This is a genomic window from Pseudomonas sp. R38(2017), assembly GCF_002112395.1.
Taxonomy (GTDB): domain Bacteria; phylum Pseudomonadota; class Gammaproteobacteria; order Pseudomonadales; family Pseudomonadaceae; genus Aquipseudomonas.
Genome location: NZ_NEHN01000001.1, coordinates 201,332 through 215,526 on the forward strand (window position 1 = coordinate 201,332; position 14,195 = coordinate 215,526).

A 14,195-nucleotide genomic window follows, 5' to 3' on the forward strand; every position below is an offset into this window, starting at 1 on the left:
GATGCGCCTTTTTTCTTTCTGTAGAGAGCAGGTCGAGATTTTTTTGTTTGCTGGCTGTGCGATGTGCGCGGCGGGCAACGTTTCAAAGAGAATTCGGAGCGAGATATGGCAGGTCATTCCAAGTGGGCGAACATCAAGCACCGCAAAGAACGTCAGGATGCCAAACGAGGCAAGATCTTCACCAAGTGGATCCGTGAACTGACCGTTGCGGCGCGTCAGGGCGGCGGCGATCCGGGTTCCAACCCGCGTCTGCGTCTGGCCCTGGACAAGGCACTGGGCGCCAACATGAGCCGCGACATCATCGATCGTGCAGTGGCCCGTGGCGCCGGTGCGACCGAAGCGGACAACGTTGAAGAACTGACCTACGAAGGCTACGGCCCGGGCGGCGTGGCCGTGATGGTCGAGTGCATGACCGACAACCGCAACCGTACCGCTGCGGCTGTGCGTCATGCGTTCAGCAAGTGTGGCGGCAACCTCGGAACTGACGGCTCGGTGGCGTATCTATTCGAGCGCAAGGGCCAGATCAGCTTTGCGCCAGGTGTTGACGAAGATGCGCTGACGGAAGCGGCACTGGAAGCCGACGCCGATGACGTGATCACTCATGAAGACGGCTCCATTGACGTGTTCACCTCCTTCACCAGCTTCTACGCCGTGCGGAACGCGCTGGAAGCGGCCGGTTTCAAGGGTGATGACGCGGAAATCGTCATGCAGCCGACCACCAGCGCCGAACTGGATCTGGAAGGGGCGGAGAAGGTGCTCAAGCTGATCGACATGCTGGAAGACCTGGATGACGTGCAGAACGTCTACTCCAACGCGGACATTCCGGAAGACGTGGCGGCTCAGCTCGGCTGATAACGGCTAGGCTTCAATGTGGGAGATTCCATGTTTGAGGGTTCCTCTCAGGCATGGAATCTCCCACATTTGTTTTTGTGTTTTTTCGAACCTGCAGGCTTATGACTTTAATTCTTGGTATCGACCCCGGTTCGCGCATTACCGGTTACGGCATAGTTCGTGATACCGGACGCGGCGGTTGCATCTATGTCGCCTCGGGCTGTATCCGCACCGGCGCCGGCGAGCTGCACGAGCGCCTGCAAATCGTCTATCGCGGCGTACGCGAGATTATCCAGACCTATGGCCCGGTGACCATGGGCATCGAAAAAGTGTTCATGGCGAAAAACGCCGACTCGGCGCTGAAGCTCGGACAGGCCCGTGGGGCCGCTATCGTTGCCGGCGCCGAAGAGAGCCTGGAAATCGCCGAGTACACGGCCACCCAGGTCAAGCAGGCAGTGGTCGGTACTGGCGCTGCAAATAAAGAACAAGTGCAGATGATGGTCATGCACATGCTCAAACTGACCAGCAAGCCGCAGATCGACGCCTCGGACGCCCTGGCCATTGCCATTTGCCACGCGCACACTCGCTCCAGTCTGCTACCGCACGGTCTGGGAACCGCACGCAGTCGTGGCGGGCGCCTGCGTCTCTGATAGCATCAGCATCAAATTTACGGAATGTGGACTTGCGCGCCTGTGTTGTCGGCCGGAGTCCTTCGTTCTGATTGTCGCCAGCCCACGGCTGGCCAACGCTCAAGGATCTGAAACGTGATTGGACGCTTGCGCGGCACCCTCGCTGAAAAACAGCCGCCGCACCTGATTCTGGATGTAAACGGCCTCGGGTATGAGCTGGAAGTGCCCATGACCACTCTGTATCGCCTGCCGTCGGTCGGTGAACCGCTGACCTTGCACACCCATTTGGTCGTACGCGAAGACGCGCAGTTACTCTATGGTTTCGCTGGCAAACGTGAGCGAGACTTTTTTCGCGAGTTGATCCGTCTCAATGGTGTGGGCCCGAAACTGGCCCTGGCGTTGATGTCGAGTCTGGAAGTCGATGAGCTGATCCGTTGCGTGCAGTCCCAGGACACTTCGGCGCTGACCAAGGTGCCGGGGGTGGGCAAGAAAACCGCCGAGCGTCTACTGGTCGAACTCAAGGACCGCTTCAAGGCCTGGGAGACCTCGCCGGCCATGTTTGCGCTGGTACCGAACCAGCCGGACGGCCCGGCACCGGTCAATACCGCCGAGAATGATGCGGTCAGCGCGCTGATTTCCCTGGGCTACAAGCCGCAGGAAGCGAGCAAGGCGATTTCCGCGATCAAGGAGAAAGGCTTGAGCAGTGAAGACATGATCCGACGCGCCCTGAAGGGAATGATTTAAGTGATTGAAGCTGATCGTCTGATCTCCGCCACGCACAGTCCGCGTGAGCGCGAAGAAGTCCAGGATCGGGCGATACGTCCCGTCAGTCTGGCCGAATACATTGGCCAGCCGACCGTTCGCGAGCAGATGGAATTGTTTATCCAGGCCGCCCGTGGCCGTGGCGAATCCCTCGACCACACCTTGATCTTCGGCCCGCCGGGGCTGGGCAAGACCACCCTGGCCAACATCATTGCCCAGGAAATGGGGGTGTCGATCAAGAGCACTTCGGGCCCGGTGCTCGAGCGGCCGGGGGATCTGGCAGCGCTGTTGACCAACCTTGAACCCCACGATGTGTTGTTCATCGATGAAATCCATCGTCTGTCGCCGATCGTCGAAGAAGTGCTGTACCCGGCGATGGAAGACTTCCAGCTCGACATCATGATCGGTGAAGGGCCGGCGGCGCGTTCGATCAAGCTCGACTTGCCGCCGTTCACCCTCGTTGGCGCAACGACGCGGGCGGGGATGCTGACCAATCCGTTGCGTGACCGTTTCGGTATCGTTCAGCGTCTTGAGTTCTACAGCACCGCCGACCTGGCGACGATTGTCAGCCGTTCGGCGAACATCCTCGGTCTGCCGCTGGACCCGGAAGGCTCTTTCGAGATTGCCCGTCGTGCCCGTGGTACGCCGCGAATTGCCAACCGGCTGTTGCGCCGGGTGCGGGATTTCGCCGAAGTCCGGGCCAAGGGGCATATCACCAAATCCGTTGCCGACCTGGCACTGAATCTGCTGGATGTCGATGAGCACGGCTTCGATCATCAGGACCGGCGATTGTTGCTGACCATGATCGAGAAGTTCGATGGCGGCCCGGTCGGCATCGACAGTCTGGCGGCTGCGATCAGTGAAGAGCGCCACACCATCGAAGATGTGCTGGAGCCGTATCTGATTCAGCAGGGCTACATCATGCGTACGCCGCGGGGCAGGGTGGTGACCCGGCACGCATATCTGCATTTTGGTTTAAACATTCCGTCACGAATGGGCGAAATGCCCGTGGCAGACGATTTTCTCGATGCCGTGGACGATTGATACACATTTATTGGCGATTTATTCAGCGTTTGTACTGTCTCAGGACGGTACTTTTGCGGTAAAGCCTTCGAACTATGAAAAACAGTTGCCTGGCCGGATTGGCAACCCGAGGAGTAAGCACTAGAGTATGCGCGCGCAAAACGGGCTTGAGCCGTTCGCACATCGTTGTCGCGTTTATTACGAGGACACCGATGCGGGCGGCATCGTGTATTACGTTAATTACCTCAAGTTTATGGAACGGGCTCGAACCGAGCGGCTCCGGGAGCTGGGCTTTGCCCAGTCGGCGCTGGCAGGGGAGGACCTGTTGTTCGTCGTGCACTCCAGCGAAGCGCGATATCACGCGCCGGCGCGACTGGACGACGAGCTGCTGGTAAGCGCTGATGTAATCGAATTGAACCGTGCCAGCCTGCGCTTTCGACAGCAGGTCAGGCGGGCAACGGATAATGTGCTGCTCTGTGAGGGGCAGTTTCTGGTGGCCTGTGTGCGCACTAACAGTTTGAAACCCCGGGCCCTTCCCGAAGACTTGCGTGCGGCTTTCGCCGACGCGGTCGGCACGGGTACACACTTGAAGCAGGAGATAAAGCGTGGAAGCTAACGTCGTCGACCATTCCTCCATGTGGAGCCTGGTCAGCAATGCCAGCATCGTGGTGCAGTTGGTAATGTTGACCCTGGTAGCCGCATCGGTGACCTCATGGATCATGATCTTTCAGCGCAGCAATCTGCTGCGCGCCGGTCGACGTGCCCTGGAGAGCTTCGAGGAGCGCTTCTGGTCGGGTATCGACCTGTCCAAACTGTACCGCCAGGCCGGCAGCAACCCGGATCCGGATTCGGGCGTCGAGCAGATCTTCCGTGCCGGTTTCAAGGAATTCTCGCGTCTGCGCCAGCAGCCGGGCGTTGATCCTGAAGCGGTCATGGAAGGCGTGGCCCGTGCCATGCGCGTAGCGATCTCCCGCGAGGAAGAGAAACTCGAGCAAAGCCTGCCGTTCCTCGCCACCGTCGGTTCGGTCAGCCCGTACATCGGTCTGTTCGGTACCGTGTGGGGGATCATGAACTCCTTCCGTGGTCTGGCCAGCGCACAACAGGCCACCCTGGCCACTGTGGCCCCAGGTATCGCCGAAGCCCTGATCGCCACTGCGATCGGCCTGTTCGCCGCGATCCCGGCCGTTATCGCTTACAACCGTTTCTCTGCCCGCAGTGAAACCTTGCTGAGCCGCTACTACACCTTCGCCGATGAATTCCAGGCGATCCTGCACCGCAAAGTGCACACCAGCGAAGAATAAGCAGGTATTTACCGATGGCTTTAATCACTCGAGCCCGACACAAGCGCAAGCCGGTCGCCGAGATGAACGTAGTGCCTTACATCGACGTGATGCTGGTGCTGCTGGTCATCTTCATGGTGACTGCGCCGATGCTCAATCAGGGCGTGAAAGTGGATCTGCCCAAGGTTTCCAGCGAAGCCTTGCCGCAGGACAACAACACCCAGGTGCTGACCATTTCGATCAAGGCTGACAAGACCTACTACTGGAACCTTGGCAGCGAAGTCGACACCGAGAAGCAACAGGACCGGGCCATGACCCTGCCACAGATGACCGACGCGGTGACCAAGATCATCCGCGCCGGCACTGAAGGCGGCAAGCGCACCCAGGTCTTCATCCGTGGCGACAAGTCCGTCGATTATGGCTCCGTCATGGGCGCCATGGGCGGGTTGCAGAAAGCCGGGGTCGGTAATGTTGGCTTGATCACCGAGGCCCCCTGATGCAGCAACAGCGAGAGCCGTCCGCCTCGGAAAGCTACTTCTGGCCCAGTGTCTGGGCGATTGGCTTGCACGTGCTGGTGTTCGGCATGCTGTTCGTCAGTTTCGCCATGACACCGGAGCTGCCGCCGGCCAAGCCGATTGTCCAGGCAACCCTTTACCAGCTGAAATCGAAAAGTCAGGCAACCACCCAGACCAATCAGAAGATTGCGGGTGAGGCGAAGAAATCCGCCGCGCGCCAGACCGAAGTCGAGCAGATGGAGCAGAAAAAGGTCGAGCAGGAAGCGGTGAAGGCTGCGGAACAAAAGAAAGAAGAAGCGGCTCAAAAGGCCGAGGAAGCCAAGAAGGCCGATGAGGCGAAGAAAGCGGAACAGGCGAAGAAGGCTGACGAAGCCAAGAAAGCCGAAGACGCGAAGAAAGCCGCCGAAGCCAAGAAGGCAGAAGAGAAACAATTGGCTGATATAGCCAAGAAGAAAGCTGAAGAAGAAGCCAAGAAGGCTGCTGAAGAAGAGGCCAAGAAAGAGGCCGCTGAAGAAGCCAAGAAGAAAATCGTCGAAGACGCGAAGAAGAAAGCCGCCGAAGACGCCAAGAAGAAAGCCGAGGCTGAAGAGGCGAAGAAGAAAGTCGCCGATGAAGCCAAGAAGAAAGCTGCTGCCGATGCTGCGAAGAAGAAAGCGCAGGACGCGGCACGCAAATCGGTCGAGGACAAGAAGGCCCAGGCTCTGGCCGACCTGCTGTCCGACAAGACCGAGCGCCAGCAGGCTTTGGCGGACGAACGTGGTGACGAAACCGCGGGCAGCTTCGATGACTTGATTCGTGCGCGGGCAGCGGAAGGCTGGGCTCGTCCTCCTTCGGCACGCAAAGGCATGACGGTTGTTCTGCAGATCGGCATGTTGCCGGACGGCACGGTGACCACGGTCAGCGTGGCCAAGTCCAGTGGCGACGGTCCGTTCGATGCGTCGGCAGTGGCAGCGGTCAAGAATATTGGACGTTTGACGGAAATGCAGGGAATGAAGCCGAGCGATTTCGCTCCGTATCGTTCATTCAAGATGACATTCACACCTGAGGATCTAGCCTTGTGAGAAACCTTCTTCGAGGAATGCTGGTCGTGATCTGCTGCATGGCAGGGATCGCGATGGCGGATGAAAAGAACATTCTGGTCACCAGCGGCAGCGATCGGGCTACCCCGATCGCCGTAGTACCGTTCGGTTTCCAGGGCGGTGCCGTCCTGCCGGATGACATGGCTGAAATCATTGGCAACGATCTGCGGAACTCGGGTTATTACTCGCCGATTCCAAAACAGAACATGATCAGCCAGCCAAGCCAGCCGAGCGAAATCATCTTCCGTGACTGGAAGGCAGTAGGTGCCCAGTACATGATGGTCGGCAATATCACGCCGGCCGGTGGTCGCCTGCAGGTTCAGTGGGCGTTGTTCAACGTTGCCACCGAACAGAAAGTGGCGGACGGCAGTGTTTCCGGTACGACCGAGCAAATACGGGACATGGCGCACTTCATCTCTGACCAGTCGTTCCAGAAACTGACCGGTATCGACGGTGCGTTCTCGACCCGCCTGCTGTACGTGACGGCTGAACGCTTCTCCGAGAAGAACACCCGCTACACCCTGCAGCGTTCAGACTATGACGGCGCCCGTGCCGTGACTCTGCTGCAATCGCGCGAGCCGATCCTGTCGCCGCGTTTCGCACCGGACGGCAAGCGTATTGCCTATGTCTCGTTCGAGCAGAAGCGTCCGCGTATCTTCATGCAGAACATCGACACCGGTCGCCGTGAGCAGATCACCAACTTCGAAGGCCTGAACGGTGCACCTGCCTGGTCGCCGGATGGCAATCGCCTGGCGTTCGTACTGTCGAAAGATGGCAACCCGGACATCTACGTGATGAACCTCGGTTCGCGCCAGATCACTCGTGTGACCGCAGGTCCTGGCATCAACACCGAACCGTACTGGGGCAAGGATGGCTCGACCATCTACTTCACTTCCGACCGTGGAGGCAAGCCGCAGATCTACAAGACCAGCGCCAATGGCGGTGGTGCCGAGCGTGTTACGTTCGTAGGTAACTACAACGCCAACCCGAAGCTGTCGGCTGATGAAAAGACCTTGGTGATGATTCATCGTCAGGACGGTTTCACCAATTTCAAAGTGGCGGCTCAGGATTTGCAGCGCGGAAGTGTAAAAATCCTCACTGATAGCACTCTGGACGAGTCGCCTACTGTTGCGCCCAACGGCACCATGGTAATCTACGCCACCCGCCAACAGGGCCGGGGAGTCTTGATGCTCGTGTCCATTAATGGACGCGTTAGGCTCCCGCTTCCTACCGCTCAAGGCGAAGTCAGAGAACCGTCCTGGTCCCCTTACCTGAAGTGAGCGGGCGCTACACGTTTTACTTAACACACTGGGGTTCATTAGGAGTTTCACGATGGAAATGCTGAAGTTTGGTAAATTTGCTGCGCTGGCTCTGGCCATGGCTGTAGCTGTAGGTTGCTCGTCCAAAGGCGGCGACAACGCCGGTGAAGGCGCTGTTGATCCAAACGCTGGTTACGGCGCAAACACTGGTGCCGTTGACGGTTCCCTGAGCGAAGAAGCTGCTCTGCGCGCAATCACCACCTTCTACTTCGAATACGACAGCTCGGACCTGAAGCCAGAAGCCATGCGCGCTCTGGACGTTCACGCCAAAGACCTGAAAGCAAACGGCGCTCGCGTTGTTCTGGAAGGCAACACCGACGAACGTGGTACTCGTGAGTACAACATGGCACTGGGCGAGCGTCGTGCGAAAGCCGTTCAGCGCTACCTGGTACTGCAAGGCGTTTCCCCAGCTCAGCTGGAACTGGTTTCCTACGGCGAAGAGCGTCCAGTTGCTACCGGCAACGACGAGCAGTCCTGGGCTCAAAACCGTCGCGTCGAACTGCGTAAGTAATTCGATATGCGAACGTGCCGTCGTGCTGTAACTGTTCTGGCTCTCAGCCTCGCGCCGCTTGCGGCATGGGCTGCGGTTCCTGTGGTCGATGACAACTCCGGTTATAACAATAGCGGGAGCAGTTATCCGCCTGCAGGTTACGGTACGAACGGCGCCTATGCCGGGGGAGCGGCTTCGGCCCCTGCCTCGGCACAAGGCATGCTGTTCAACCAACTGCAACAAATGCAGGATCAGATATCGCGCCAGCAAGGCGTGATCGAAGAACTGCAGAATCAGGTTGCGCGCATGAAGCAGGAATCCCTGGAGCGATACCAGGATCTTGATCGGCGCATAGGATCCGGTGCTGCACCTGCCGCGACTCCCGAGAATTCTTCTGCCGGTGGCGATGCAAGTGCTGCTGCCGGTGCCGCCGCTGGAGCCGGGGCCGCTGCGGCCGCCCAGGCACCTGCCGCGAGTGGCGAACCGGCTGATCCGGCCAAGGAAAAGCTGTATTACGATGCAGCCTTCGACCTGATCAAGGCCAAGGATTTCGACAAGGCCAGCCAGGCTTTCGCCGCTTTCCTGCGTAAATACCCGAACAGCCAATACGCGGGCAATGCCCAGTACTGGTTGGGTGAGGTGAACCTGGCCAAAGGCGATCTGCAAGGTGCAGGTCAGGCTTTCGCCAAGGTTTCGCAGCTGTATCCCAAGCATGCCAAAGTGCCGGATTCGCTGTACAAGCTGGCTGACGTAGAGCGCCGCCTCGGTCACACCGACAAGGTCAAAGGCATTCTGCAACAAGTGGTGTCCCAGTATCCGGGTACCTCCGCTGCCCAGTTGGCCCAACGCGATCTGCAACGCATGTAAGACTGTTTGATCCGTCTGGAAGAAACCCGCGCTTGTCGCGGGTTTTTTCGTTAGAATTCACGCCCTTTTATGAAACACGCTTCTGGTGATCTACGCGTTGGCGGGGTTGCCTGAAGTGCCTGACGGAGGCGGACAGCCTGTTTAGCTGTTACGCCCGTGGCGACTATGCAAGACACATTGAGAATCACCGAAGTTTTCTACTCGTTGCAGGGGGAAACGCGGACTGCCGGGCTGCCCACGGTTTTTGTGCGCCTGACCGGTTGCCCATTGCGTTGCCAATACTGCGACAGTGCCTACGCGTTCAGCGGCGGCACCATTCGTACACTCGACGACATCCTCGAGCAAGTAGCCGGGTTTCGCCCGCGTTACGTCTGTGTCACCGGCGGTGAGCCGCTGGCGCAGCCCAATGCCATTCCTTTGCTTAAACGGTTGTGCGATGCCGGCTACGAAGTCTCGCTGGAAACAAGTGGCGCCCTCGATATTTCCGCGGTCGATCCGCGGGTCAGTCGCGTTGTCGACCTGAAGACGCCCGATTCGAAAGAAGCCCATCGCAACCGATACGAAAACATCGAATTGCTGACGTCCAACGATCAGGTGAAGTTTGTCATCTGCTCGCGGGACGATTATGACTGGGCGGTATCCAAGCTGATCCAGTACGGGCTTGACCGGCGTGCCGGCGAAGTGCTGTTTTCCCCGAGCCACCATGACCTCAATGCTCGGGATCTGGCGGATTGGGTGGTGGCGGACAATTTGCCCGTGCGCCTGCAATTGCAACTGCACAAGTATCTGTGGAATGACGAGCCGGGGCGCTGAGATGACTGAACAACTGAACACCACTGAAAAGCGTGCGGTCATTTTGCTCTCCGGCGGCCTGGACTCGGCCACGGTCGTGGCCATGGCCCGCGCCGAAGGTTATCGCTGCTACACCATGAGCTTTGATTACGGCCAACGCTCTCACGCCGAGTTGCACGCGGCCGCGCGCGTCGCTCGCGATCTGGGCGTGGTCGAGCACAAGGTGATCGGTCTGAACCTGAACGGCATGGGCGGTTCGGCCCTGACCGACAGCAGCATCGATATCCCGGAGGAACTGGGTGAAGGCATTCCGGTGACTTATGTGCCGGCGCGCAATACGGTGTTCCTGTCGCTGGCATTGGGCTGGGCCGAAGTACTCGGCGCCCGTGACATCTTCATCGGCGTCAACGCGGTGGATTACTCCGGTTACCCGGACTGCCGTCCCGAGTTCATCGAGTCGTTCGAACGCATGGCCAACCTGGCGACCAAGGCCGGCGTGGAGGGCAACGGTTTCCGCATCCAGGCGCCGCTGCAGAACCTGAGCAAAGCGCAGATCGTCCAGGCTGGCGTGAAGCTGGGTGTTGATTACGGGCTGACGGTTTCCTGCTATCAGGCGGACGATAATGGCCGTGCCTGCGGCAAATGCGACAGCTGCCGACTGCGTGCGGAAGGCTTTGCAGCGGCCGGAATCAGTGACCCGACACCTTATTTTTGATTTTTTTTAAATTAGGTGTTGAATAGTCCTTAAAAATCAGTATTATACGCGCCACCACACAGCGGGTCGTTAGCTCAGTTGGTAGAGCAGTTGGCTTTTAACCAATTGGTCGTAGGTTCGAATCCCACACGACCCACCATATTTGGCGGTTTAGAAAATCCGGAAGGCCCACGAAAGTGAGGATTTCCGGGTTTTTTTTTGCCTGCGATTCGGCGTCACTCCTTTTGGCACCTGTTGCGCTGACACAGGTCAGAATCATCTTTTGCATCACCGGGATATTCTGTAGCCTTGCGCAGCTTCAACGCTGTCCGTGCCTGATAAAACTCACTCTCCCGGCGGTACCCTCAAGCGGTCCGGAGCCGGGTGTATACTCGACTTTCGCGCGAATGCGCCTGCAGGTCTTGCGAACATGACGCAGATTTCCGAACGCCTTCTGGTACAAGCCCACCTCGACGCCAAGCAGCCCAAACCGCTGACGGCCGAGGAAGAGGCTTATTACCGTTCCGCCATCGCCGCCGAGCTCAAGGCTCAGGACGCGGTGCTGGTTGCCCACTTTTATTGCGATCCGATCATCCAGGCCCTCGCCGAAGAAACCGGCGGTTGCGTTTCCGACTCACTGGAAATGGCGCGCTTCGGTAACGCCCACCCGGCCAAGACCGTGGTGGTCGCCGGGGTGAAATTCATGGGTGAAACCGCGAAGATTCTCAACCCGGAAAAGCGCGTACTGATGCCGACCCTGGAGGCGACCTGCTCGCTGGACCTGGGTTGCCCGGTTGATGAGTTCTCGGCGTTCTGTGATCAGCATCCCGAGCGCACGGTGGTGGTGTACGCCAACACCTCGGCCGCGGTCAAAGCCCGGGCCGACTGGGTGGTGACCTCCAGCTGCGCACTGGAGATCGTCGAAAGCCTGATGGACAACGGCGAGACCATCATCTGGGGCCCAGACAAGCACCTGGGCACCTACATTCAGCGTCAGACCGGCGCCGACATGCTGCTCTGGGACGGTGCCTGCATCGTTCACGAAGAGTTCAAGTCCAAGCAGTTGGAAGACATGAAAGCGTTGTACCCGGACGCGGCCATTCTGGTGCACCCGGAGTCGCCGACTTCAGTGATCGAACTGGCAGACGCCGTCGGTTCCACCAGCCAGTTGATCGCTGCCGCACAATCGCTGCCGAACAAGACCCTGATCGTCGCTACCGACCGCGGCATCTTCTACAAGATGCAGCAGCTGTGCCCGGACAAGGTCTTCATCGAGGCGCCAACGGCCGGTAACGGCGCGGCGTGTCGCAGTTGCGCACATTGCCCGTGGATGGCCATGAACACCCTTGAGCGCACGCTGAAGTGCCTGAAGGAGGGCTCGAACGAGATCTTCGTCGACCCGGCGCTGATTCCCCAGGCTATCCGCCCCCTCAAGCGCATGCTCGACTTCACTCAGGCTGCGCGGATGAAGCTGGCAGGCAACGCCTGACCTTCAGCCACAAACAAAAAGCGCCCCGATTTGATCGGGGCGTTTTTGCATCTGCCGGGTTATTTGGCTTTCTTCGGGATCCGCACCAGTTGCGTGTCCGAGTAGATGTCATGCCAGGCGCGCTTGCGCTTGTCGAACAGCGACCAGAAGAACCCCACGCCGAGGCACAGCCACGACGCGATCGACACCATGAACCGCAGCAGCGCCTGCCACAGGCTGATCGCGGTGCCATCGGCGTTCTGTACGCGAATGCCCCACACCTGCATGCCCAGTGTCTGGCCGGCGTGGGTCCAGAATTTGGCGAAGAAGCCAAACAGCACCAGCAGCAGTACGGTGGAGTACAGCGGGTCGCCGTCCAGTTTGCCGGCGTCGGTCATTGCGCGCAGACGCTCTTCGCCGATGATTGCGGCCTGGATCAGCTTATAGATGAAGCCCGTGACGATCAGCAGGGCGGTACACAGCAGAAAGTCATAGAACATCGCTGCCAGACGACGGCCGAGACCGACGGCGGGAAAGTCGCCCTGGGGAAGGAGCAGGTGTTTCGACATGGCAGCCTCTGGACGGAAAGTGAAGCGCCATTTTACGGATTCGCGCGCACAAAAAAGCCCCTGATATCAATATCAGGGGCTTTTTCGTTACAGAAAATCAGGCTTCAGCGATGACTTCATCAGCCTGCATGCCTTTCTGGCCTTGTACGGCAACGAAAGTCACTTTCTGGCCTTCTTTCAGGCTCTTGAAGCCGTTGCCCTGAATAGCGCGGAAATGCACGAACAGATCCGGACCGCTTTCTGGAGTGATAAAACCAAAACCTTTCTCGTCGTTAAACCACTTGACGGTACCGCTCTGACGTGTGGACATTTCTTATTTCCTTTGACGCAAAAATTGATGACAGTCTCTTCCTCATGAAAGAGTACTGGGGCTGGTTGCAGGAGAGTAAGAAGACGTCGAACGGGATGTAGCTAACTTGTAGGCTACTGCCCAGGTCACGATTCCAAGCTGACCCATGCAAACACAGTGGACAAACTCTACGCCAACTACAGGAGGAAAAACAAGCCCCGTGAAGGCCCCGGTTTTCCTGTGCTTGCCGGCTGTTAGTCAGTCCACTAGTCGGGCTTATACGATTAGCTTGTTCAATTGTTTTCGAACGTTATAAGCCAAGTTCATATTCGAATCGAATGTAAGGGAAGTGCACTGTTTTATGGCGATTGCGTTACACATTAGTGCACGCATAACGCAATCGCGTTACTTATAGAAACAGTCCATCAACCACGATAGTAGCGTTGTGGAACGAATGGCATTTTGCTTACAAGCATTTGCACCTTTTTCCCACGAACGATAGCCCAGACTGGTGTGTCCAGTGCGACATAGGCGCTGTCAAGGTAACCCATCGCCAATGGACCGCCCAGGGTCGGGCCGAAACCGCCGCTGCACACGCTGCCGATGATTTCGCCGGCTTCGTTGACGATCTCTGCACCTTCACGGACCGGCGTGCGCTCCTGCGGCAGCAGGCCGACGCGTTTGCGTGCGACACCGTTCTGCTGCTGGCCGAAAACCTGTTCTGCACCCGGGAAGCCGCCGGCCCGTGCACCATCGGCACGGCGTGGCTTGGAGATTGCCCACAGCAGGCTGGCTTCGATTGGCGTGGTGTCGGTGTTCATGTCATGGCCGTACAGGCACAGGCCGGCTTCCAGACGCAGCGAATCCCGGGCACCGAGGCCGATGGCGGCGACTTCCGGCTCGGCCAGCAAGGCGCGGGCGAGTTTTTCCGCATCGGCTGCTGGTACCGAGATTTCGAAACCGTCTTCACCGGTGTAGCCCGAACGGCTGACGAAGCAATCCACACCCAGCAGTGTCACGCGGGTGAACTGCATGAAAGTCATCTTCGCCACTTCCGGCGCCAGGCGTGCCAGTACGGTTACGGCCGCCGGGCCTTGCAGCGCGAGCAGGGCGCGGGCTTCGAACAGCTCGGTAATGGTGCATTGATCGCCGATGTGTTTCTGCAGATGGGCCAGGTCCTGGTCCTTGCACGCGGCATTGACCACCAGGAACAGTTCGTCGTTGCCCAGATTGGCGACCATCAGGTCGTCGAGGATGCCGCCGGTTTCGTTGGTGAACATCGCGTAGCGCTGCATGCCCACCGGCAGGTCGATGATGTCCACCGGCACCAGGGTTTCCAGGGCTTTGGCGGCATTGGCGCCGGTCAGGCGGATCTGGCCCATGTGCGAGACGTCGAACAGCCCGGCCTGCTCACGGGTGTGCTGGTGTTCTTTCATCACGCCCAGCGGGTATTGCACCGGCATGTCGTAGCCGGCGAACGGCACCATGCGGGCGCCGAGTTCGATGTGCAGAGCGTGCAGCGGGGTTTTCGACAGTTGTTCGGTGGACATGCGTGACTCCTTGATTCACACCAACCCTCTCCCGGCGG

At 58.7% G+C, this 14,195-nt stretch carries 17 protein-coding genes and 1 tRNA gene; 15 read left to right on the top strand and 3 right to left on the bottom strand.

The window, feature by feature from the left end; genetic code table 11:
* Positions 1–105 precede the first annotated feature (105 nt).
* The 15 genes from CAF87_RS00880 to nadA all read left to right on the top strand — a co-directional run bounded on the left by CAF87_RS00880 (position 106) and on the right by nadA (position 11,770).
* Positions 106–852: a YebC/PmpR family DNA-binding transcriptional regulator gene (locus CAF87_RS00880; RefSeq protein ID WP_085730263.1), complete on the top strand. Its 747-nt coding sequence runs from the start codon at positions 106–108 to the stop codon at positions 850–852.
* Positions 853–953: 101 nt separating this feature from the next.
* A complete protein-coding gene (gene ruvC, locus CAF87_RS00885; protein ID WP_007951206.1) occupies positions 954–1,481 on the top strand; it encodes a crossover junction endodeoxyribonuclease RuvC in 528 nt (175 codons plus the stop codon).
* Between the two features lie 114 nt (positions 1,482–1,595).
* Complete coding sequence (gene ruvA / locus CAF87_RS00890) at positions 1,596–2,204, top strand: Holliday junction branch migration protein RuvA (RefSeq protein WP_007951205.1); 609 nt, start codon at positions 1,596–1,598, stop codon at positions 2,202–2,204.
* Positions 2,205–3,266, top strand: coding sequence for a Holliday junction branch migration DNA helicase RuvB (ruvB, locus tag CAF87_RS00895; protein ID WP_085730264.1), 1,062 nt, complete (start codon positions 2,205–2,207; stop codon positions 3,264–3,266). It begins immediately after the preceding gene.
* Positions 3,267–3,393: 127 nt separating this feature from the next.
* Complete coding sequence (ybgC, locus tag CAF87_RS00900; RefSeq protein ID WP_085709624.1) at positions 3,394–3,861, top strand: tol-pal system-associated acyl-CoA thioesterase; 468 nt, start codon at positions 3,394–3,396, stop codon at positions 3,859–3,861.
* A complete protein-coding gene (gene tolQ, locus CAF87_RS00905) occupies positions 3,851–4,546 on the top strand; it encodes a protein TolQ (protein WP_007912733.1) in 696 nt (231 codons plus the stop codon). The genes ybgC and tolQ overlap by 11 nt, the downstream gene beginning before the upstream one ends.
* Before the next feature lie 23 nt (positions 4,547–4,569).
* A complete protein-coding gene (tolR, locus tag CAF87_RS00910; RefSeq protein ID WP_162803534.1) occupies positions 4,570–5,022 on the top strand; it encodes a protein TolR in 453 nt (150 codons plus the stop codon).
* Entirely contained in the window at positions 5,022–6,101 is a 1,080-nt protein-coding gene (gene tolA, locus CAF87_RS00915; RefSeq protein ID WP_085709625.1) for a cell envelope integrity protein TolA, read from the top strand. Before tolR ends, tolA begins: the two co-directional genes overlap by 1 nt.
* Before the next feature lie 17 nt (positions 6,102–6,118).
* Positions 6,119–7,399 (top strand): Tol-Pal system beta propeller repeat protein TolB, encoded by a 1,281-nt coding sequence (gene tolB, locus CAF87_RS00920; protein WP_162803533.1) that lies wholly within the window; start codon positions 6,119–6,121, stop codon positions 7,397–7,399.
* 52 nt (positions 7,400–7,451) lie between these two features.
* A complete protein-coding gene (pal, locus tag CAF87_RS00925) occupies positions 7,452–7,949 on the top strand; it encodes a peptidoglycan-associated lipoprotein Pal (protein WP_003178634.1) in 498 nt (165 codons plus the stop codon).
* A gap of 6 nt (positions 7,950–7,955) precedes the next feature.
* Complete coding sequence (gene ybgF / locus CAF87_RS00930) at positions 7,956–8,795, top strand: tol-pal system protein YbgF (protein WP_085730266.1); 840 nt, start codon at positions 7,956–7,958, stop codon at positions 8,793–8,795.
* Positions 8,796–8,960: 165 nt separating this feature from the next.
* A complete protein-coding gene (gene queE / locus CAF87_RS00935; RefSeq protein WP_085730267.1) occupies positions 8,961–9,608 on the top strand; it encodes a 7-carboxy-7-deazaguanine synthase QueE in 648 nt (215 codons plus the stop codon).
* A 1-nt stretch (position 9,609) separates the two neighbouring features.
* Positions 9,610–10,302, top strand: a complete 693-nt coding sequence (queC, locus tag CAF87_RS00940) for a 7-cyano-7-deazaguanine synthase QueC (RefSeq protein WP_085730268.1) — start codon at positions 9,610–9,612, stop codon at positions 10,300–10,302.
* 63 nt (positions 10,303–10,365) lie between these two features.
* Positions 10,366–10,441 (top strand) — tRNA-Lys (locus CAF87_RS00945).
* 270 nt (positions 10,442–10,711) lie between these two features.
* Positions 10,712–11,770, top strand: coding sequence for a quinolinate synthase NadA (nadA, locus tag CAF87_RS00950; RefSeq protein WP_039766022.1), 1,059 nt, complete (start codon positions 10,712–10,714; stop codon positions 11,768–11,770).
* A 59-nt stretch (positions 11,771–11,829) separates the two neighbouring features.
* On the opposite strand, the gene CAF87_RS00955 is transcribed toward nadA, so the two are convergent.
* The 3 genes from CAF87_RS00955 to gcvT form a co-directional block, all read right to left on the bottom strand.
* Positions 11,830–12,318, bottom strand: a complete 489-nt coding sequence (locus CAF87_RS00955) for an RDD family protein (RefSeq protein WP_085730269.1) — start codon at positions 12,316–12,318, stop codon at positions 11,830–11,832.
* 97 nt (positions 12,319–12,415) lie between these two features.
* Positions 12,416–12,628, bottom strand: coding sequence for a cold-shock protein (locus tag CAF87_RS00960; RefSeq protein WP_007951194.1), 213 nt, complete (start codon positions 12,626–12,628; stop codon positions 12,416–12,418).
* A gap of 404 nt (positions 12,629–13,032) precedes the next feature.
* On the bottom strand, positions 13,033–14,157 hold the full coding sequence (gene gcvT / locus CAF87_RS00965; RefSeq protein ID WP_085730270.1) for a glycine cleavage system aminomethyltransferase GcvT: 1,125 nt from the start codon (positions 14,155–14,157) through the stop codon (positions 13,033–13,035).
* Positions 14,158–14,195 lie beyond the last annotated feature (38 nt).